The sequence below is a fragment of the Samsonia erythrinae genome (genome assembly GCF_004342665.1).
Taxonomy (GTDB): Bacteria; Pseudomonadota; Gammaproteobacteria; order Enterobacterales; family Enterobacteriaceae; genus Samsonia; species Samsonia erythrinae.
Genome location: NZ_SMBY01000007.1, coordinates 196571 through 218258, shown reverse-complemented (window position 1 = coordinate 218258; position 21688 = coordinate 196571). Strand labels below are relative to the sequence as shown.

The 21688-nt window shown below is 53.4% G+C and carries 19 protein-coding genes and 2 pseudogenes; 12 read left to right on the top strand and 9 right to left on the bottom strand.

Translation table 11 applies throughout. The features are described from left to right. Window positions 1-408 (bottom strand): OsmC family protein, encoded by a 408-nt coding sequence (locus EDC54_RS12770; protein WP_132456812.1) that lies wholly within the window; start codon window positions 406-408, stop codon window positions 1-3. Between the two features lie 375 nt (window positions 409-783). Here EDC54_RS12770 and crp point away from each other — a divergent pair, with 375 nt between their 5' ends. Continuing rightward, window positions 784-1416, top strand: coding sequence for a cAMP-activated global transcriptional regulator CRP (gene crp / locus EDC54_RS12765; protein ID WP_004090925.1), 633 nt, complete (start codon window positions 784-786; stop codon window positions 1414-1416). Window positions 1417-1515: 99 nt separating this feature from the next. On the opposite strand, the gene argD is transcribed toward crp, so the two are convergent. Together argD and EDC54_RS12755 are read right to left on the bottom strand one after the other, a co-directional pair. Further along, window positions 1516-2742, bottom strand: coding sequence for a bifunctional acetylornithine/succinyldiaminopimelate transaminase (argD, locus tag EDC54_RS12760; protein WP_132456809.1), 1227 nt, complete (start codon window positions 2740-2742; stop codon window positions 1516-1518). Window positions 2743-2862: 120 nt separating this feature from the next. Next, entirely contained in the window at window positions 2863-3438 is a 576-nt protein-coding gene (locus EDC54_RS12755) for an aminodeoxychorismate synthase component II (RefSeq protein ID WP_132456806.1), read from the bottom strand. Between the two features lie 284 nt (window positions 3439-3722). Between EDC54_RS12755 and EDC54_RS12750 the strand changes: the two are divergent. Beyond that, a pseudogene (locus EDC54_RS12750) lies at window positions 3723-4083 on the top strand (type II toxin-antitoxin system RelE/ParE family toxin). Next, on the top strand, window positions 4067-4390 hold the full coding sequence (locus EDC54_RS12745) for a helix-turn-helix domain-containing protein (RefSeq protein WP_132456803.1): 324 nt from the start codon (window positions 4067-4069) through the stop codon (window positions 4388-4390). The pseudogene EDC54_RS12750 and the gene EDC54_RS12745 overlap by 17 nt, the downstream one beginning before the upstream one ends. A 99-nt stretch (window positions 4391-4489) precedes the next feature. On the opposite strand, the gene EDC54_RS12740 is transcribed toward EDC54_RS12745, so the two are convergent. After that, window positions 4490-5389, bottom strand: a complete 900-nt coding sequence (locus EDC54_RS12740) for a LysR family transcriptional regulator (protein ID WP_132456800.1) — start codon at window positions 5387-5389, stop codon at window positions 4490-4492. 92 nt (window positions 5390-5481) lie between these two features. Here EDC54_RS12740 and EDC54_RS12735 point away from each other — a divergent pair, with 92 nt between their 5' ends. The 9 genes and pseudogenes from EDC54_RS12735 to EDC54_RS12695 all read left to right on the top strand — a co-directional run bounded on the left by EDC54_RS12735 (window position 5482) and on the right by EDC54_RS12695 (window position 16918). After that, window positions 5482-5970, top strand: a complete 489-nt coding sequence (locus EDC54_RS12735) for a cyclophilin-like fold protein (protein ID WP_165904305.1) — start codon at window positions 5482-5484, stop codon at window positions 5968-5970. A 119-nt stretch (window positions 5971-6089) separates the two neighbouring features. Beyond that, a complete protein-coding gene (locus EDC54_RS12730) occupies window positions 6090-7307 on the top strand; it encodes an MFS transporter (protein WP_132456797.1) in 1218 nt (405 codons plus the stop codon). Window positions 7308-7323: 16 nt separating this feature from the next. Further along, the gene (locus EDC54_RS12725; protein WP_132456794.1) at window positions 7324-8373 is read left to right on the top strand and encodes an NAD(P)-dependent alcohol dehydrogenase; all 1050 of its coding nucleotides are present in this window, start codon (window positions 7324-7326) and stop codon (window positions 8371-8373) included. Next, window positions 8372-8581 (top strand): annotated as a pseudogene (locus tag EDC54_RS12720) (alpha/beta hydrolase); the annotation flags it as partial. The gene EDC54_RS12725 and the pseudogene EDC54_RS12720, both read left to right, overlap by 2 nt. 25 nt (window positions 8582-8606) lie before the next feature. Beyond that, the gene (locus tag EDC54_RS12715; protein ID WP_132456791.1) at window positions 8607-9593 is read left to right on the top strand and encodes an aldo/keto reductase; all 987 of its coding nucleotides are present in this window, start codon (window positions 8607-8609) and stop codon (window positions 9591-9593) included. Window positions 9594-10454: 861 nt separating this feature from the next. Further along, window positions 10455-11579: a polysaccharide lyase gene (locus tag EDC54_RS12710; protein ID WP_132456788.1), complete on the top strand. Its 1125-nt coding sequence runs from the start codon at window positions 10455-10457 to the stop codon at window positions 11577-11579. A 613-nt stretch (window positions 11580-12192) separates the two neighbouring features. After that, window positions 12193-13320 carry a polysaccharide lyase gene (locus EDC54_RS12705; protein ID WP_132456785.1) on the top strand — a complete coding sequence of 376 codons (1128 nt, stop codon included), beginning with the start codon at window positions 12193-12195 and terminating at the stop codon, window positions 13318-13320. A 259-nt stretch (window positions 13321-13579) separates the two neighbouring features. Next, entirely contained in the window at window positions 13580-14848 is a 1269-nt protein-coding gene (gene pelZ / locus EDC54_RS12700) for a pectate lyase PelZ (protein WP_132456782.1), read from the top strand. Between the two features lie 402 nt (window positions 14849-15250). Beyond that, window positions 15251-16918 carry a methyl-accepting chemotaxis protein gene (locus tag EDC54_RS12695; RefSeq protein WP_132456779.1) on the top strand — a complete coding sequence of 556 codons (1668 nt, stop codon included), beginning with the start codon at window positions 15251-15253 and terminating at the stop codon, window positions 16916-16918. 81 nt (window positions 16919-16999) lie between these two features. Here EDC54_RS12695 and ppiA read toward each other — a convergent pair whose 3' ends face one another. From ppiA to EDC54_RS12670, 5 genes are all read right to left on the bottom strand, one after another. After that, on the bottom strand, window positions 17000-17569 hold the full coding sequence (gene ppiA, locus EDC54_RS12690; protein WP_132456776.1) for a peptidylprolyl isomerase A: 570 nt from the start codon (window positions 17567-17569) through the stop codon (window positions 17000-17002). A 448-nt stretch (window positions 17570-18017) separates the two neighbouring features. Beyond that, complete coding sequence (locus EDC54_RS12685) at window positions 18018-18794, bottom strand: ABC transporter ATP-binding protein (protein ID WP_196238457.1); 777 nt, start codon at window positions 18792-18794, stop codon at window positions 18018-18020. Between the two features lie 44 nt (window positions 18795-18838). Next, window positions 18839-19723 carry an ABC transporter ATP-binding protein gene (locus EDC54_RS12680; RefSeq protein ID WP_380895495.1) on the bottom strand — a complete coding sequence of 295 codons (885 nt, stop codon included), beginning with the start codon at window positions 19721-19723 and terminating at the stop codon, window positions 18839-18841. Then, complete coding sequence (locus tag EDC54_RS12675) at window positions 19695-20576, bottom strand: ABC transporter permease (RefSeq protein WP_132456875.1); 882 nt, start codon at window positions 20574-20576, stop codon at window positions 19695-19697. The genes EDC54_RS12680 and EDC54_RS12675 overlap by 29 nt, the downstream gene beginning before the upstream one ends. A gap of 38 nt (window positions 20577-20614) precedes the next feature. Next, on the bottom strand, window positions 20615-21655 hold the full coding sequence (locus EDC54_RS12670) for an ABC transporter permease (protein ID WP_132456770.1): 1041 nt from the start codon (window positions 21653-21655) through the stop codon (window positions 20615-20617). Between the last annotated feature and the right edge of the window lie 33 nt (window positions 21656-21688).

Here is a 21688-nt window from a genome sequence, read left to right as displayed (position 1 = left end):
TTATGCCAACGCCCGGATTTCGTAGCTGTGCGTCACCTCAACGGTTTTACCCAGCATCAGCGCGACGGAGCAGTATTTTTCCGCAGACAGTGCGACGGCGCGCTCGACGGTCTTATCGGTCAGCCCTTTTCCCGTCACGATAAAATGCAGGTTAATATGGGTAAATAAACGCGGCGCTTCCAAGCGGCGTTCCGATGTGAGTTTCACTTCACAATCCGCCACATCATTACGGCCTTTTTGCAAAATCGAAACGACATCAATCGCACTGCATCCCCCGACGGACATCAACACCATCTCCATCGGGCTGGGCGCTTTATCGCCTGCATTGCCGTCCATCAAGACCTGATGTCCTGATGCGGATTCACCCAGAAACGTTAAACCCTCAACCCATTTCACCCGAGCATGCATAGTGCCTCTCCACTAAAAAATTTTTGAAAATTTATACCGTTACTGTACAAAAACCATCGAGAATCAGCGCCTTGTCATGCTGAAGCGAGACAACACGAGACACATCCTTAAACCTGTGTTAAAAACAAAGAGGAATCGACCTTTTCTGGCTAATCCCAGAGGCAAGGAAGATGATGACGTTGCCAGACATACCCCAATTACGTTCACGGTGCGGACAAGCAGCGCTCGAAAAATCACGGGTACAGAGGTTCCAGTATATTCCCTGACGTCATTCTGCCTAGACTGAATTTTGTTTTTTTAGCAGCTAAACACGCCGTACAGGGAACTCTGACCCCTGTAATTTGCGCAGTGAATTACAACAGAGGATGATAGCAAATGGTTCTCGGCAAACCGCAAACAGACCCAACTCTCGAATGGTTCCTTTCTCATTGCCATATTCACAAGTACCCATCGAAGAGCACGCTGATTCACCAAGGTGAAAAAGCAGAAACGCTTTACTACATCGTGAAAGGCTCTGTCGCAGTGCTAATCAAAGATGAAGAAGGCAAGGAGATGATCCTTTCTTACCTCAATCAGGGCGATTTTATCGGCGAGCTCGGCCTGTTTGAAGAGGGTCAGGAACGCAGTGCCTGGGTGCGGGCAAAAACCGCCTGCGAAGTCGCTGAAATTTCCTATAAAAAATTCCGCCAGCTTATCCAGGTCAACCCAGATATTCTTATGCGCCTGTCTGCGCAAATGGCAAGCAGGCTTCAGGTAACCTCTGAGAAGGTGGGTAACCTCGCCTTCCTTGATGTTACTGGCCGTATCGCTCAAACATTACTTAACCTGGCCAAACAGCCTGATGCCATGACGCATCCCGATGGCATGCAAATAAAAATTACCCGTCAGGAGATTGGGCAAATCGTTGGCTGCTCGCGCGAAACCGTGGGCCGTATTCTGAAAATGCTAGAAGACCAGAATTTGATCTCTGCGCATGGTAAAACGATCGTCGTTTACGGCACCCGTTAAATCCCTGTCGCGGTACTCTACCTACCCTACCAGCAAAAAAGCGTGAGGCGGCGGCCTCACGCTTTTTTATGATTCAGACGCCTATCATGCCATGCTCATTCAGTTCACCGCGTTAACCACCTGCGCGACCGCTTTGGCAAATCTCCCCATCCCATCCGCAATATCTTCTTCATCGATAATCAAAGAAGGCACAAAACGGATCACGTTCGGACCAGCCATCAACACCATCAGCCCTTGAGCGGCTGCGGCAGCCAGAAACTCGCCCGCGCGGCCATGCCATTGCGGCTTCAGCGCAGCGCCCAGCAACAACCCCATACCGCGAACCTGCTCAAATACGTCGTACTGCTGGTTAATTTTCTCAAGCTCGCTGACAAACCGATCGTGACGGGCAGCCACGCCTGACAGCACTTCCGGCGTGTTGATGATATCCAGCGCCGCTTCCGCCACCGCACAGGCCAGCGGGTTGCCGCCATAAGTGGTGCCATGTACACCCACCGTCATAACGGATGCGATCTCTTCCGTCGTCAGCATCGCGCTAATCGGGAAACCACCGCCCAGCGCTTTCGCCGTAGTGAGAATATCTGGCGTAATGCCGTAGTGCATATAGCTGAAGAGCTTACCGGTGCGCCCCATCCCGCTTTGCACTTCATCAAACACCAGCAGCGCCTCGTGCCGATCGCACAGCTCGCGCACGCCTTGTAAAAATTCAGGCGTGGCAGGCGTAATACCGCCCTCGCCCTGAATCGGCTCCAGTACGACCGCACAGGTGTGATCGTCCATCACCGCTTTAACCGCGGCCAGATCGTTGAAGGGAACGTGGACAATATCCGCAGGCTTAGGCCCGAAGCCGTCGGCATACTTCGGCTGCCCGCCCACCGACACGGTAAACAGCGTCCGGCCATGGAACGCATGATAAAAAGCGACGATCTTAGTTTTGTATGGGCTATGGCGTTTAACCGCATAGTGACGCGCCAGCTTAAACGCCGCTTCATTAGCCTCCGCGCCGGAATTAACAAAAAACACGCGATCAGCAAAGGTCGCATCAATCAGTTTACTGGCGAGGCGTAGCGCCGGCTCATTGGTAAAAATATTGCTGGTGTGCCACAGCTTCTCACCCTGCTGCTGCAACGCATTAACCAATGCAGGATGGCAATGGCCGAGCGCCGTCACCGCAATACCACCGGAGAAATCGATATATTCACGGCCATCCTGATCCCAGACCCGGCTCCCCTTCCCCTTTACGGGGACAAACTGTGCTGGTGCATAAACCGGCAAAATCACCTTGTCGTGAGTATCCCGTGTTACCGTTTTCTGCTCTGCTGCCATTTGCTGCCTCACTCTGCTGTCCATTACGCCAGAAATGAAAATATAGTCATTAAATATGCATAAAAAATCAATTCAGAGCAATATTAAATCCGTCTCTGAAGAAAATAACTTTCCAGACGATTAAATTTTAAGGAAATTCCCCAAAAGCTGATGCCCCTGCTGACTGAGAATGCTCTCCGGGTGAAACTGTACTCCTTCCAGCGGCAGCGAACGGTGGCGGATCCCCATAATCTCGTCAGGCTTTCCCTCACGCTCACTCCATGCCGTGATATCAAAACAATCAGGCAGTGATGACGGTTCAATGACAAGGGAATGGTAGCGGGTTACCGTTAAAGGCTGGGCCAGGCCGGCAAAAACGCCGGTATCGCTGTGCGCAATGACCGAGGTTTTCCCATGCATCACCTGTCTTGCCCGCACCACGCGCGCGCCGAACGCCTGCCCCATCGCCTGATGACCAAGACACACGCCCAGAATCGGCAGTTTATCGGCAAAATGACGCAGGGCGGCCAGCGAAATACCGGCCTCATCCGGCGTGCAGGGCCCCGGCGAAATCACCAATCTTTCAGGCGCAAGTCGCTCAATCTCATGCAACGTCAGTTCATCATTGCGCTTCACCACGACGTGAGCGCCAAGCTCACAAAAGTATTGGTAAAGGTTGTAAGTAAAGGAGTCGTAGTTATCGATAATTAGCAGCATAAATTAGTTAACTTATTGATAAATAATAAAAATGTTAATTGACTTGTCTTTCAATACCCGCATTAATACCCGCAATTTTTTTTGATACATTCTTATGGGCTAAAGCGATAAAGGCCATTGTACCCGTCTCCGGCATGAAAGGGATGACAAGAAATTGACGTTCACGGAACGTTAAAGATCTATATGGCTCGACAGCTTTGGCCGTCCGTGGGCGAATACCCTGCCAGAAAAAAAGAATGATCTAGCACCAGGTGCTATAGTTAGGGTTACAGGATGTCGGCCTGATGCGTGTATTCAAAACCAAATGGTTCACTAAGGCAGCTAAATCCCACGCCATCAAGGATAGCGAGTTATATGAAGCTATGGAGGCGGTAATGCAAGGGAAAGCCGACAATCTCGGCGGCGGCGTTTATAAGAAAGCGGCTGAATCAGAATTGAGATCGCGCCATCGTATTGGCGAAAGGTGGACAGCACTGGTTTTACACGTTCCCGTATGCCAAGCAGGATATGGCGAATATCGATCATCGTGAACTGGCCGGATTCCGCGAGTTGGCGAAGCACCATTCCGCCCTTGCCGATGAAAAAATTACGGCTTTGATTAAGAGTAAAGAACGGGTGGAAATTTGCCATGACCGCAAAAAGTAAATTCAAGAGTCCTGCATTTAAGGCTATCCATAGCGCGGCTTCTGGATTATTCAGCGTAGACGCTGTTCCACAGGAAACGATGCGCAACTTTGACAAAGCATGCCTCAGCAGCGTGGAGGATCTTCAACCCCTTGAGATTAAGGCTCTGCGTGAAAAGCTGAACGTCAGCCAACCCATTTTCGCTAGCTACCTGAACACCAGTGTCTCAACGGTGCAGAAATGGGAAAGCGGCGTAAAACGCCCTAGCGGGTTATCGCTGAAACTGCTTACCGTGGTGCAGAAGCATGGATTAAAGGTGTTGGTTTGAGTTATCGGACAGCTATTTTGGAAGATAGATTGACGGTCTGCTATTGCCAGAAGTGGACGTTCATATCCATTCTGAAAATATTGGCCCGATAATTCAGTGTTAAATTTTCCGGTTAATGCGCAACGCATCCACAACGAGTGAAAAGGCCGGGGAGGGTTGTTTACGGCTGGGGTAATAAAGATAGTAGCCCGGAAATGGCAGGCACCAGGGTTCAAGTATGCGAATCAGACGGCCTTCGCTGATATGCGAACCAAATTCCTCTTCAGGTAAAAATGCAATCCCGAGTCCGGCCAGTGCCGCGTCCACAACATGCTCAGAGGTGTTGAAAGTCAGTTGACCGTTCACCCTGACGTTCAGCTCCCCTTCTTCCTGCTCGAACTCCCAGACGTAGATCCTGCCGGACCGGATCATGCGCAGGTTGATGCACTGGTGCTGTGTCAGGTCATGCGGTGTCTGCGGCTCCGGATAACGGGCAAAATATTCAGGGGTGGCCGCCGCCGCCATGCGCAGTTTCGGGCCGATGGGCACGGCTATCATGTCCTTGTCGATGGTGTCTCCGAGCCTCACGCCGGCATCAAAACGATCCGCCACGATGTCCCGGAACCCGTGGTTGGCGTCAAACTCAATATGAATATCAGGATATTCGCGTAACAGCGGCGTCAGCTTTGGCAGCAGCGTGGTCTTCAGGACATTGGGTCCACAGGTAATACGGACGGTCCCCGCAGGCTTATCACGCAGTGCCGTCAGCATGTCCAGTTCGGCTTCAATCTCATCAATGCGATGGCCCACCGACTGCAGCAGGCGCTCCCCGGCGGCCGTCATCGACACGCTGCGCGTGGTCCGCGTCAGCAGGCGGATTTGCATCCGTTCTTCCAGTCCGGAAATCGCCTGGCTCAGTGCGGGCTGGGTCACCCCAAGCTGTGCGGCTGCGCGCGTAAAGTTGCCTTCCCGCGCCACGGTGACGAAAGAGAGTAAATCGTTGAGATTGCGTCTGGCCATGATTGTTTCCGGTTTATTTATAAATTTTACTTATAAGGTCATTAAGGATTCATTAGCTAGTTAACCCACCGCATATTGGTAACAATAATGTGATGAAAAAGTCAACGTTAACCCTTATGCAAAACGCTTACCGCAGAACGTCACTGCTGCACCTCTTAGCCAGTCTGCTTTTCATCACGCAGTCTGCTATGGCGGGTGACAACAACCGGGGAGTAGCGCAGGAGAATCTTATGAAAATTGAGATCATTGTGGACGGAGAGACTGCCACCGCCACCCTCTATGACACGCCGACAGGACGGGACTTTGCGTCAATACTTCCCCTCAGCCTGACGCTGGAAGACTATGCCGATATTGAGCGCATCAGCAACCTGCCCCGCGGGCTTTCCACGGCACAGGCACCGGACGGCATGACGCCGGAAGCTGGCGACATCACTTTCTATGCGCCCTGGGGCAACCTGGCGATTTTTGCCCGAGGCAGACCGTACGCCCGTTCACTGATCCCGGTAGGGAAAATCGATTCCGGACTGCCGGCCCTGCAGCGCCACGGACCGCTGGCTGTGCAGATCCGTGCCGCCAACTGACCTGCAACATTTTCCACTTTATATTACCGTCCCGTCCCCGTATGCCGTTCCAGTCTTCCTGCAGAGCTGGAGACTCCGGGGAGCAGATTTCATGTCACCCACTGAAAAGAAAGCCGTAAATGAGTAACAAGACAGACGGGAACAGAAAAAAAACCACCGGAAGCGGGAAACACCCCGCGCACTGGAGTGGTGTCTTTGCCATGACGCTGTGCGTCTTCGCCCTGATCGCCTCCGAATTTATGCCGGTCAGCCTCCTGACGCCGATGGCGCAGACCCTGCATGTCACCGAAGGCATGGCCGGTCAGGGCATCGCCATTTCCGGGGCATTTGCGGTAGTGACCAGCCTGTTTATTTCCGTGCTGGCAGGTACGCTTGACCGCAAAACCCTGCTGCTCGGCCTGACCTGCATTATGGCGGCTTCCGGTGTCGTCATTGCCATGGCCCCCAATTACCTGACCTATATGGTGGGCCGGGCGCTGATTGGCATCGTGGTCGGCGGTTTCTGGTCGATGTCGGCCGCGACGGCAATGCGTCTGGTACCGGTACACCGTGTTCCGCTGGCGCTGGCTATTTTCAACAGCGGTAATGCACTGGCCAACGTTGTGGCCGCGCCTCTGGGCAGTTGGCTCGGGTCGGTGATTGGCTGGCGGGGGGCCTTCTTCTGCCTGGTGCCGGTCGCCATCGTCGCGTTTGTCTGGCAGTTACTCAGTCTGCCTTACATGCCGGTTACCCGTCAGGGTGCGGGTAACCGCAACGTTTTCACGCTGTTTCGTCGCCGGGTGGTCACGCTGGGCATGCTGGGCGTCGGGATCTTCTTTATGGGGCAGTTCACCCTCTTTACCTACATCCGGCCTTTCCTTGAGACGGTGACGCGGGTGGATGCCTCAGCGGTGACCCTGGTCCTGCTGGTTATCGGTGTCGCGGGTTTCATCGGCACCACCCTGATTGGCCGGGTGCTGAAACATGGGTTCTACCCGACTCTGATGGCTATCCCGGTGCTGATGGCGATCACCGCGCTGACACTAATCATCTTCGGCAGTCAGGTGGCTATCGTGACGGCGTTGCTCGGGCTGTGGGGACTGGTTTCCACCGCCGCGCCGGTGGGGTGGTGGGCGTGGGTTCCGCGCACCTTCCCGCAGAATGCCGAAGCGGGCGGCGGGCTGATGGTGGCGATGGTGCAGTTGTCCATTGCCCTCGGTTCGACGGTGGGCGGCCTGCTTTTCGACCATCACGGCTACCAGAGCACCTTCCTGGCCAGCGCCGTGATGCTGATTATCGCAACCGTACTGATTTTCCTGACCTCACGCGCAGACACCTCTGCCGGAGACCCTTCATAAACCCAGGAGTTATGCCATGACAATTAAAGCTTACGGTGCCCATGCGGGCACACTGCCGCTGGAGCCGATGGATATCACCCGTCGCGCCCCCGGCGCCCATGATGTGCAGATTGATATCGCGTACTGCGGCGTCTGCCATTCGGATATCCACCAGGTACGCGCCGAATGGGCCGGGACGCTCTATCCCTGCGTGCCGGGACATGAAATTGTCGGCCGCGTGGTGGCCGTCGGCGATCACGTCTCCGGTTTTCGTGCCGGGGATCTGGTGGGCGTCGGCTGTATTGTCGACAGTTGCCGGCACTGCGGTGACTGTGACGACGGACTGGAGAACTACTGCGACCATATGACGGGGACATACAATTTTCCGACGCCGGATGCACCGGGCCACACGCTGGGCGGTTATTCGCAACAGATTGTGGTGCACGAACGTTATGTCCTGCGTGTCACTCATCCGGAAGCGCAGCTGGCCGCCGTGGCACCGCTGCTGTGCGCGGGGATCACAACGTACTCACCGCTGCGTCACTGGCAGGCGGGACCCGGCAAAAAGGTCGGGGTGGTCGGTATCGGTGGACTGGGTCACATGGGGATCAAGCTGGCGCACGCCATGGGCGCGCATGTTGTGGCTTTCACCACGTCCGAATCCAAACGTGACGCCGCCAGGGCGCTCGGTGCGGATGAGGTGGTGGTCTCCCGTCATGCCGATGAAATGGATGCCCATGCAAAGAGCTTCGATTTCATCCTCAACACCGTTGCTGCGCCGCATAACCTTGACGTGTTCACCGCGCTGCTGAAACGCGACGGCACGATGACCCTGGTGGGCGCGCCGGCCACGCCGCATGACTCGCCGGAAGTGTTCAGCCTCATAATGAAGCGCCGATCGATTGCCGGGTCGATGATTGGCGGCATTCCTGAAACGCAGGAGATGCTCGATTTCTGCGCTGAACACGGTATTGTCGCCGACATTGAGCTTATCCGCGCCGATCAGATTAATGACGCCTATGAGCGCATGCTCAGGGGCGATGTGCATTACCGGTTTGTCATTGATAACGCCACGCTGACGTCCTGATAGTGAAATACTTTCACTGCGCCCGATGCTGTTAAACACTTGCGATCGGGCTCACTCAAAAGAATCCAGTGAAGATGCTTATAAACGCGCCGGGCAGCCTAAAGATCTGTATGTCGTACCGGGCGCAGGGCATGTCGATCTGTATGACCGTACCGGCGTGATCCCTTTTGACAAACTAACCGACTTTTTCCATAAGAACCTGCAATAACACGTTCAGCTAAGGAGTATCAGAAATGAACTATAAACATCTTGGCCGTACCGGCCTGCGGGTGAGCCGCATCGGTCTCGGGACCATGAATTTCGGTGAGCTGACGGATGAGCCGGGCAGCTTCAGGATCATGGATGAAGCCGTGGATGCGGGTATCAACTTTTTCGATACCGCTGACGTCTATGGCGGGCCGCAGTCGCCGGATATGGCAAAGGGGTACGGGACATCCGAAGAAATCATCGGTAACTGGCTGGCGCGCAGCGGCCAGCGCGACCGGATAGTGCTGGCCACGAAAGTTTACCAGCCGATGGACACGGGCCCGAACGATAAATACCTGTCCGCCTACCATGTTCGCCGGGCATGTGAGGCCAGCCTGAAAAGACTGAAAACGGACCATATTGATCTCTACCAGATGCACCATATCGACCGGAGCACTCCCTGGGAGGAGATCTGGCAGGCCATGGAACAGCTGATCCGCGAGGGTAAAATCAGCTACGTGGGCAGCAGTAACTTTGCCGGTTGGGATATTGCCACTGCACAATGCACGGCTGGCGTACGCAATCTGCTGGGGCTGGCATCGGAACAGAGCCTTTACAACCTGACGCAGCGCACGGTTGAACTGGAAGTCATTCCGGCGCTGCGTCATTACGGCATTGGCCTGATCCCCTGGAGCCCGATCGGGATGGGGATGCTGGGTGGCGTGCTGAAGAAAATTGCCGGTGGTCGCCGGGCAACACCTCAGCTGCAGGCACAAATCAACCGCCTGCGGCCGCAACTGGAGGCCTGGGAAACACTGTGCGATGAGCTGGGGGAAACACCATCAGACGTCGCGCTAGCCTGGCTGCTGCAGAACCCGGTGGTTACCGCCGTGCTCAGTGGCCCGCGCACATCTGAACAGCTCCGGCAGAATCTCAATACCCTGACGTTGTCCCTTTCCGACGATACGCTTAAAAGGCTGGATACCATCTGGCCGGGGCCGGGCGGGGAAGCACCTGAAGCCTACGCATGGTAAAACGTTTATCTGAGTTAACAATACCCGACCTTCGGGTCGGTATATGTTATTTCAATCAAATTTATTCATTACCTGAAGATGTTGTTCTTTGCCTTAATAATTTGAGGTCCGTTTTTCGCTCATAGCAGTCGTGTTATGCATGGGCCTGTCCTCTCCGTGCCGAAACAGACGTGGCGTATAGTGCTTCTAGAAAAGCTCTCATGTAGTGGCAAATTTTTGTCGCCCACTACCCTCCACTAACATACATGAAATCCGCGTCGGGCATCCTATCCCTGTGACCATCAGAGACGCTACGCGTTAACCGGCAACGGAGCGGCCGATATAAATCATGTACTCCTTACACAGACACCTTGATTCATCGGCATAATACTTCGTCATACAATGAAGAATGACGATTTTCAATCCTTTTCAAAAAAACCAAAACCACGCACACATGAATAAACGACTATCAATAAAGGTGAGTCAGGGAGTGACCCATTTAATTAAGGTGAAGTTTCATTTTTGACCAAGATCACAACTATTCAAAATCAGAAAAAAAATGACATCAATAATAAAAGGAAAAATAAAGAAATAATTTTGGTTATGTTGAGGAAAATAAAAAACAACCACATGAATAAAAACAAATTTAAACAGAAATCAGTTTCTACCGCTGGCGGTCAATATCGAATTACATAAATAAATCAACATTATTTAATTAATCTATCGGCGTTTCCACCTTGAACTGTCCATTTTTTATGTTAACACTTATTCCGGCACCTCGACAAACTCACGTTTCATTTTTGTTGAAATAGCCGTTTTTATTACACAGGGTGTGTAGTGACAAATACCCCAATAAAGGTAAGATTCCAAGGAGAGTCCCCAATGAAATACTTACTGCCTTCTGCAGCCGCCGGGCTGTTACTACTTGCAGCAAACCCCGCGCTAGCCGCCAATACGGGGGGCTACGCCACCACCGAGGGGGGTGATGTTTCCGGAGCGGTAAAAAAAACCGCACATTCTCTGCAAGATATCATTGATATCATTGAAGAAGCGAAAAAGGATTCCAGCGGTAAGACGGTCCAGGGTGGGGCCTATCCGCTCGTCATCACTTACAACGGTAATGAAGACGCGCTGATTAAAGAGGCCGAAAACAACATCTGCGGTCAATGGAGCAAAGACGCCCGCGGTGTAAAAATCAAAAACTTCACCAAGGGGATCACGATCCTCGGCACCAACGGCTCATCGGCCAATTTTGGCATCTGGATAATCAACTCCTCTGACGTCGTGGTACGCAACATGCGCTTTGGCTATATGCCGGGCGGCGCACAGGACGGCGACGCCATCCGCATTGATAATTCCCCCAACGTCTGGATTGACCACAACGAGATCTTCGCTAAAAACATTGAATGCACCGGTACGCCAGACGGCGACACCACTTTTGAGTCCGCCATTGATATCAAAAAAGCCTCAACCAACGTCACGGTGTCATACAATTACATTCATGGCGTCAAAAAGGTGGGATTGAGCGGTTCAAGCAACTCGGATACGGGCCGCAATCTGACTTACCATCACAACATCTACAGCGACGTTAACTCTCGCCTGCCACTACAGCGGGGCGGTCAGGTACATGCATACAACAACCTGTATAGCGGCATCACCAGCTCTGGCCTGAATGTGCGCCAGAAAGGGATCGCATTAATCGAAAGCAACTGGTTTGAGAATGCGAAAAACCCGGTGACGGCACGTAATGACAGCGACAACTTTGGTACCTGGGAGTTGCGTAACAACAACATTACCAGTCCATCTAACTTCGCCAAATACAATATCACCTGGAGCACGCCTTCCTCTCCGCACATCAATGCGGATGACTGGAAAAGCACCGGCACATTCCCATCCGTGCCATACAGTTACTCCCCGGTTTCCGCACAGTGTGTGAAAGATAAACTGGCGGACTATGCCGGTGTGGGTAAAAATCTGGCCGTCCTGACGCAGGACAGCTGCGAATAACGCACACGACGGTGATGTAACAGGAAATCGGCGCAGCCCCTTTTCGCTCTGCATCTCACGCCGATCGGTCGCTTCATGAGCGAGCGCTAAAAGCTCGCTCATTTTTATCGTCACGTCTCCCCACCCACTGCATTTTTCATAGGAAGTATAAGTGGCAGAACATGAGAAAAGGAATCAGGGTATTATCACCCCGACACAGGCATACAATTAATTAACAATTAAGCGACCAAACGCTTTTACGTCATTATTTAATACCGACCTCGCCATTTATTTACTGACATCGATCACAATTAGCCTCCTCACATAAAAATGTGAAACAGGAAGGAAAATAGAAAACACTGTTAACAAACATAAAAAACAATAACACACTGGTATTATTTTATATAAAAAAGAAAAACACTATTTTTCGCACCTCTCTTTCTAATTAACAACATCGTTTATGTTACCTACATTATATATTTAATACCTGTACTTTGATTTATTCATCTTCTGTGGTAACACTTACCTCGACCTTCAACAAACCGTGATTTCATTTTTATTGAAACAGTATACATAATGAAAGACACGATTGGATGAACGCCAAACAAAAATTTATTCCAAGGAGAGTACCCAAATGAAATACCTACTGCCTTCTGCCGCCGCGGGACTATTATTGTTCGCTGTTAATCCTGCTATTGCGGCAAATACGGGGGGTTATTCCACGACTGATGGCGGCGATGTTGCCGGTGCCGTGAAAAAAACAGCACGCTCCATGCAAGATATCGTCGATATCATCAACGCCGCGAAAAAGGACGCCAACGGTAAAAAAGTCAAAGGCGGGGCTTATCCACTCGTTATTACCTATAACGGTAATGAAGATGCGCTAATCAAAGACGCTGAAAACAACCTTTGTGAGCAATGGAAAAAGCCCGCGCGTGGTGTGGAAATCAAAGAGTTTACCAAAGGTATTACCATCATCGGCACGAATGGCTCTTCCGCAAATTTCGGGATCTGGCTGACAAAATCCTCCGATGTCGTCATACGTAATATGCGTTTTGGCTATATGCCGGGCGGCGCGCAGGACGGCGACGCGATTCGCATCGACAACACGCCAAACGTCTGGATTGACCATAACGAGATTTTCGCCAAAAACGTTGAGTGTCAGGGCACCAAAGACGGCGATACCACGTTCGAATCGGCGATTGATATCAAGAAGGCCTCAACCAACGTCACGGTGTCGTACAACTACATTCATGGCATCAAGAAAGTGGGGCTAAGCGGGTTCAGCAGCAGCGATACCGGTCGCAACCTGACTTATCATCACAACATATACAGCGACGTGAACGCGCGTCTCCCGCTGCAACGTGGCGGCCAGGTTCACGCGTATAACAACCTGTATACCGGCATCACCAGCTCCGGCTTGAACGTGCGTCAGAAAGGGATTGCGTTGATCGAACGCAACTGGTTTGAGAATGCGAAGAATCCGGTGACCTCACGTTACGACGGTTCTAACTTCGGCACCTGGGATCTGCGCAATAACAACGTCATGAGCCCGTCCGACTTCGCCAAATACAACATCACCTGGGATAAGGATTCCAAACCCTACGTGAACGCCGAAGACTGGAAAAGCACAGGCACGTTCCCCTCAGTCCCGTACAGCTACTCCCCGGTTTCCGCACAGTGCGTGAAGGATAAGCTGGCGAATTATGCCGGTGCGGGTAAAAACCTCGCCGTGCTGACGGCCGCAGAGTGTAACGGGTAATGAGGTCATCACGGTCGCCGGCAAGCGAGACTAACGCCCGTTTCTTTTTCTCACGGAGTACAGCTCGCTGAGGTTGCTGACAAAGACCGCCAAACGGGATAACGGATAGATCGTCAAGGCGCGGTAAATACATCCCTGACGCAAACGCTTTACTCTTCTATTCCGTTACTCCCGTTTTCATTCGCAAAATCGGTTTATCAATGGTCTGAGCGAGCCTGATGGCTCGCTCATTTTTATCGTTAATATTCAAGGAAAGGAAATGAAACGTCATCTTCTGTTCGCCGCGCTCTTCAGCGCCAGTCTGGGGCTCGCCCCCGTAGTGACTGCCGCCACACCGGCTGCGCCGGAATTGAAAGGATTCGGAACCGATACCGTCGCTGGCAGTGGCGGTCGCATTATCCGCGTCACAACACTGGCTTCTTCCGGGAAAGGCTCACTCAGGGAAGCCCTCGCCACCAAAGGGCCACGCATTATCATTTTTGACGTTGGCGGTATTATCGACCTGAATAAAAGCGACCTCCGGTTAGCGGAACCATTCGTCACCATCGCCGGACAGACGGCACCTTCTCCCGGCATCACCCTCATTCGCGGCGGCATGAGCATCACCACGCATGACGTACTTATGCAACATATCCGTTTCCGTATCGGCGACGCTGGCATGGGCAAAAAAAGCGGCTTCGAACGCGATGTCTCGATTACCGGCCCAAATGCGTACAATGTCGTCATCGATCACGCCAGCTTTGCCTGGGGCACAGACGAGAATCTGTCCATTTCCGGTCCCCGTGATAATGGGCCGCAGGGCACCGCACACCGTATCACTCTCTCGAACAATATCATTGCAGAAGGGTTGTACGACTCGGCCCATACCAAAGGTATTCATTCGATGGGAACATTGGTGCACGACAACGTGACCAACGTGGCGATCGTTGGCAACCTGTATGCGCACAATAACGAGCGTAACGCCTGGTTCAAAGGCGGTTCAACCGGCGTTATGGTCAATAACCTGATCTACAACCCCGGTATTTGGGGGATCCGTGTCGGTCTGGTCGAAAGAGAGTGGGAAGGGAAGACCCGGCCTCTCAGCCCACAAATCTCCGTCGTCGGTAACGTGATGCATTACGGTGCCAACACCAAAACCGGTCTGGGGCTGGTAGGAAGTAACAGCAATGGTGACGTCTGGATGTCAGATAACCTTGCTTACGACATCAAGGGAAAAACCGCACCGCAAACCTCCGGAAAAGGCATTCACCTGCTGAAAGTGTCGCCTATCTGGCCTTCAGGATTAACGGCATCCCCCGCCAGCACGGTGACTCATCAGGTACTGCAACATGCAGGCGCTCGCCCCAACGATCGCGATGCCGTCGATAAACGTATCGTGGATCAGTTTAACCAACGTAAGGGTGGCTTCGTAAATAGCCAGGAAGACGTCGGCGGTTACCCTACAGCAACAGCAACCTATCGTCAGTTGAGCGTCCCCTCTACGGGCGTGGACGCCTGGCTACAGCAGTTGGCGAAGTCGCTGGAGTAACGTCGCGTCGTGTTCGTTAAGCGCGTGAAAGGCGGGAAATTTCAGTGCCGTATCGGAACAAAAACGTTAAAGCCTGAGCCGCGTTTTTGTTGACCCAAAGGGCGATTTTCGTTTATGGGGCACCGAGTTGCGGCACTGGCGATCCAAACCGCGTGCACCTAGCCCTACCCCGCACGACGACATAAAAGAAAACTTTTTGGAAACCAGACGCTTTATCCCGCCGGCTAAAATATATAAATAATTAAAAACAATTCAAGCCAATTTATAACACGCCGATAACACAGTCAGAAACACCAGTGACATTCCCGGACAGCCTGTTTTTTTCAGGTTAACAGCAAGGAGGCAAAAAACACCCCTCTAAAAAGGGAACTTAAAAATCATAACCTTACCAGGGTTTACACCATGAATTTTATTCGCAACACCAAAATCAGAACGATGATGATTCTGATCCTCGTCCTGTTTTCACTCCTTTGGGGCGGCGTTTCCACCTTCGCGCTCTATTCATTAAATCAGCTAACCTCTGAAATTGACCTCACTAACGTTCAGCAAAATAACGGCGACATTATTAACGGCGCCAGTGGACAATACTATCGCGCCAAAATCGCGTTGGATCGCGCGGTGGAGGTCGGGGAGCAAAACAATGCCGCCGCTTTTGCGCAGGAGCTACAAGCCGCAGCCATTGAAATCGACAGCCTCAGAGCCGGTTTGAAGGCGTTTCAGGCCGTCGATCACGGCAACATCGATCCAGCGACAATCGACAGTATCTACAACAGTTCTTATCAACTGTTCAGTCAGGCTGTCGTCCCCATGTATGATGCCGTAAAAGCGGAGCGTTTCGACGCGTTCCAGCAACTTTCCAGCGTACAATATCGCGAGCTGCGCCGGAATTTCACCACTGCGATAAATCAATACAATGGGGTGATCAGCCGGCTGAAAGAAGAGGCGCAATCCCGTATCGCCGCCTGGGTGAGCGGATGCCAGAAAATGCTGATTGCCGCGCTCGTCGCCGGATTGATCATCGTGCTGCTGACAGATCGCTATCTGGCGAAATTCGTCGTCCGCCCGCTCGATTTGATCAAACAACATCTTCAGGTGCTGTCTATCGGGCAATTGCACACCCATATTGAACAAAGTGGGAAAAACTGCGTGGGTAAACTGATCCCGTTTGTCCAGCAGATGCAGGAAAACTGGGTGAAAACCGTCTCCGACATTCGTTCAAGCGCCGAACAGATCTACCGTAGTGCGGGCGAGATCGCATCCGGCAATACGGACCTCTCCTCGCGAACCGAAGAGCAGGCTTCCGCGCTGGAACAAACCGCCGCCAGCATGGAAGAACTGAGCGCCGTGGTAAAACAGAATGCGGAAAACGCCGGTCAAGCCAGTACGCTAGCCCAAAATGCCTCTAAAACCGCTAACGAAGGGGGCGATATCGTTGAAAGCGTCATCAAGACGATGAACACCATTGCCAATAGTTCGCAGAAAATCTCCGACATCACCACCGTCATCAATAGCATCGCTTTCCAGACCAATATTCTGGCGTTAAACGCCGCGGTGGAAGCCGCCCGCGCCGGCGAACAAGGCAGAGGATTCGCCGTCGTGGCAAGTGAAGTGCGCAATCTGGCACAGCGTAGCGCACAGGCAGCAAAAGAGATCGAAGGGCTCATCGCCGAGTCGGCGAATAACGTCACAATTGGGTCTCAGCAGGTCTCGCTGGCGGGGAACTCGATGAACAACATCATGAAGGCGATCACCAACGTTACGGATATTATGGGTGAAATCGCGTCAGCCTCAAGCGAACAGAGCAAAGGGATTACACAGGTTGGCGCTGCCGTGGTCGAAATGGATAATGTCACGCAGCAGAACGCCGCGCTGGTCGAACAGTCTGCGGCCGCCTCTTCGTCTCTGGAAGAACAGGCGCGCCACCTGACGGAGGTCGTATCAATATTTAAGCTTTCCGCCGCAAGCGAGGCCTCAAGCCTGAAAACCGCCCCTCCCGCCAAGGCAGCGGCGGTTATTGCACCGCCAAAAGCTCTCGCTGACCAAAACGAGAAAAACTGGGAAACCTTTTAACTTCGCTGATAACTCACCGTTAATGCGATTTCAGCCGTCTCATGGCGGCTGAAATAGGCTGGTTTCCCTCTTGATTGAGCTTCAGGGCAACACTTTCGCGGATTGGATCACGACAGGCGTCGTCGGCACGTTCTGATAAGGCCCGACGTTTTTCGTTTGCACCTGCGAGATCTTATCGACGACTTCCATGCCCTTCACCACTTTGCCGAACACGGCATAGCCAAAATCACGCTGGCCGTGGTCGAGAAAAGCATTATCCGCGACGTTGATGAAAAACTGACTGGTCGCACTGTCTTTTTCCGCAGTACGCGCCATGGCGATGGTGCCGCGCTGGTTGCGCAGACCGTTGTCCGCCTCGTTTTTGATCGGCGCGTGCGTCGCTTTCTGGCTCATATCGCCGGAAAAGCCGCCGCCCTGTACCATAAAACCGGGGATCACACGGTGAAACGTCGTGTCGTTATAAAAGCCGCTGTTAACGTACTCGACGAAATTTTTTACCGAAACGGGTGCCTTTTGATCATCTAAAGACAGTTCGATATCGCCCGCAGAGGTCGTCAGCAGCACATGAGTCGATCCGGAAGCCGCAAACGTCGGAGAAAACGCCGCCAGTGAAATAAGGGCTGCCGCAGCAACCAGAGTACGCTTGAACATGAGAATTCCTTTTTGAAGAGGCCAACTACACAAAGCGTAGTGATTGTAAGTATCCCTACTCCTCAACGCTACCCATTTACCTTTTTTTACGTAGAAACGTCTATTCGTAACCAACTGTGAGCGAAAACCTGCATAAACGATAAAAAAAGGCCGATTACTCGGCCAGAGTTTGCTGACAAAGTCCGATATGCGGCGATAATGGATGGATCGTAAAGACGCTGCAAGTACGTCCCTGTAAGCTCGAACCGCGCAGATATGAATCTCATCCCTGAGATTCACCCTTTCAGGGCCGCCGCATGCGACGTTCAAAAGCGTTCCTGACGCTTTTGTCCCTGGCGCGGACGCTTTACTCTTCCATTCCATTCTCACCGTTCGATAAAAGGTGATGGGTTTGTCAACGGTCTGAGGACGATTACTCGGCCATCATGATGATTGTCTCGTAACCTATCTAGCCCATACGCTCCGAACGCACCGCCAGATCGCGACTGTACTGGCGGCTGGCCTCCACCAGCATGGCGGTGTACGCATCCTTCGGCACATCGCTGGTCAGGTCGTCGGTTTCCAGCGTTTCCAGTATCTTGCCGTACTGCATCACCGCCACCCGATGGCAGAGATGGGAAATGACGCCCAAATCGTGCGTCACCATCAGGTAGGTCAGCTGTTCCTGCTGCTGCAACTCCATGAGCAGATTGAGAATTTCCGCCTGCACCGAGACGTCCAGCGCCGACGTCGGCTCATCGAGCAACAGCACCCTCGGCTCAAGGATCAGCGCCCGGGCGATCGCCACGCGCTGACGCTGCCCGCCCGAAAGCTGGTGCGGATAGCGGCGACGAAAGTGCGTTCCCAGACCGACTTTCTCCAGCAGGCTATCGATACGATCGTCCCGATCGTCAAAGCGGTGAATCGACAGCGGCTCTTCCAGAATCGACTCCACCGTATGCCGGGGGTGCAGCGACCCATAAGGATCCTGAAACACCATCTGCACCTGACGACAGCGCGCCTGATCGATCCGATGCGCCAGCGTTTTTCCATCAATCACCAGCGTCCCTTCCCAATGATTAAACAGCCCGGCCAGACATTTCAGCACCGTGGTCTTACCGGAACCTGACTCCCCCACCAGCCCGAAGATCTCGCCATCGTTGACGGTCAGGTTCACATCGTACAACACCTGATTCTTCACACTGCCCTGACCAAAAGAGAGATTCAGGTTACGCACTTCGATCATCGGCTGACGCTGACGCATTGCTTCAGTTGCCATGATTATCTCCTCTATCCCTTGATCCAGGCCGGATCGCGATTCATTACCGGCAAACGGGGACGCCGATGGTCGATATCCGGCAGTGAATTCAGCAGCCCGCGCGTATACGGGTGCTGCGCGTTGTCCAGATCGGCCGCCGCAATGGATTCCACGATACGCCCGGCGTACATCACCAGCACGCGATCGCAGAAGCTGCGCACCAGATTGATGTCATGGCTGATAAAAATCAGCCCCAGCCCGCGCTCGCTCACCAGATCGTCCAGCATCGCCAGCACCTGCAAACGCACGGAGACATCCAGCGCCGAGGTCGGTTCATCGGCAATCACGATTTCTGGCTCGGTGATCAGCATCATCGCAATCATAATGCGCTGCCCCTGCCCGCCGGAAATTTCATGCGGGTACAGATGGTATACCCGCTCCGGCTGGCGAATACGCACCACGTCCAACATCGCCATGACTTTTTCCTTCGCCTCCCGGTGAGACACTTTATGGTGCGCCAGATAGGCTTCGGCGATCTGATCGCCCACGCAAACCACCGGATTCAGCGAATATTTGGGATCCTGCATAATCATGGATATACGCTTGCCGCGAATCTGGCGCATCCGCGCCTCGTCCGCTTTCAGCAGATCGGTATCGCCGAAGCGTAGTTTGTCCGCCGTAATCCGCGCACTGTGCGGGTGTAACTGTAACAGCGCCCGACCAACCGTTGACTTACCGGAACCGGATTCGCCGACAATCGCCAGCTTTTCACAGCCAAGGCGGAAAGACACGCCGCGCACGGCGTCCGTCACCGCATCGCGGTTTACGAAGCTCACCCGCAGGTTTTCCACCTCCATCAGGGGCAAACCTCCCGTCGCGGAAGAAACCTTATTCAGTTCTGGGATCGAGGATGTCACGTAGGCCATCTCCTAGGAAGTTGAACGCCAGGCTGTTAATTAAAATCGCCAGCCCCGGAAGAGTGACTAACCACCAGCACTCCATCATGTAACGACGACCCGCAGAGATCATCGCGCCCCATTCAGGATCGGGCGGCTGCGCGCCTAACCCCAGAAAGCCCAGTCCCGCCGCCGTCAGAATGATGCCCGCCATATTCATGGTGATACGGATAATCACCGACGGCAGACACAGCGGCACGATGTGGTGCAGCAGGATGCGGATAGACGACGCGCCTTGCAGCTTCACGGCGGAAACAAAATCCGCGTGGCGCAGCGACAGCGTCTCCGCCCTGGCCAGACGCGCAATGGGCGGCCAGGCCGTCAGCGTAATCGCGATCACCACATGTTCCAGACCGGGACCGAGCGCGGCAACGAACGCCAGCGCCAAAACCAGACTGGGGAAGGAGATGAAAATATCGGTGATACGCATCAGGATAGTGTCGACGATGCCGCCGAAATACCCCGCCACCACGCCCAGAAGAAGCCCGATAGGCCCCACGGTCACCGACACCAGCGCGACGATATACAGCGTGATGCGTGAGCCATAAACCAGCCGGCTAAATACATCGCGCCCGAATTCATCGGTGCCAAAATAGTGTGCGGCACTCGGCGCCTGTAACGCGTTGGCCAAATCCTGCGCCAACGGATCGTGCGTCGCGATCCACGGCGCGAAAATGGCGACCAGCATTAACATCAGTACAATCCCAGCCCCTATCGCGGTCAGCGGATTGCGCAGCATCATCAACAGGAATCCGCCGATACGCGCCCCGAGCTGTCGCAGGCGGCTCACGCGTTTTTCCGGCGAAGTCCGCATTACCGGTTGACGAATGACCGGCGGCTCAGAGGAAATATTCATGCGTTCGTCCTCGGATCAAAGATTTGATACAACATGTCCGACAGCAGGTTAAGCGTCACGAAGATCAACCCGACCAGCAGCACGCATCCCATCACCGCGTTCATATCCCCCAACAGCAGGCTCCCGGTCAGATAAGAACCAAATCCCGGCCATGAGAAAACCGTTTCGATCAGCACCGCCCCTTCCAGCAGCGAGCCATACGCCAGCGCGACCACCGTCAGCAGTTGAACCAGAATATTGCGAAACGCGTGCGCCCAGACAACACGGAACTCGGACAGCCCTTTCACCCGCGCGGTAATGATGTACTCCTGTGATAGCTGTGCCAGCATAAAGCTGCGCGTCATGCGGCTGATATAGGCCAGCGAGTGAAAGCCAAGGATCGTGGCCGGCAGCACCAGATGATTCAGCGCGCTGCGGAATACGTCCCACTCCCCCGCCAGCATGGAATCCAGTAACAGCAAACCGGTACGGCTTTCCACCAGACCGTCATAGGCCATGTCGACCCGTCCGGCCCCCCCGACCCAGTTCAGCCAGGCGTAGAACACCAGCAGTCCCATCATCCCCACCCAGAATATCGGCGTGGAATAACCGGCCAGACTGATAAACCGCACGACATAGTCCGCCCACTTACCGCGCCGCGCCGCCGCCAGCACGCCAAGCGGCACGCCAAGACCGGCGCCGACGATAATCGCCATCGTCGCCAGTTCGACGGTTGCCGGGAAAACGCGAATAATGTCATCCATAACCGGTCGCCCGGTCAAAAGCGCATTGCCCAAATCGCCATTCATGAGCGAGCTGAAATAAATGAAGAACTGTACATACAACGGCTTATCCAACCCCAACTGTTGGTAAACCTGCTGATAGGTACTTTGGTCAGCATCCTGTCCGACGATAGCCAGAACCGGATCGATTGGCATCACGCGGCCAATCACGAAGGTCAGGATTAATAACCCGAACAGTGTGACGACCACCTGCAACAGACGTTTTGCCAACCGACGCAGTACACCACCCGGCATAATCCAATCAGAGAAAACCATGTTCTTTCTCCCGATGTCCGGCTAACGGCGACA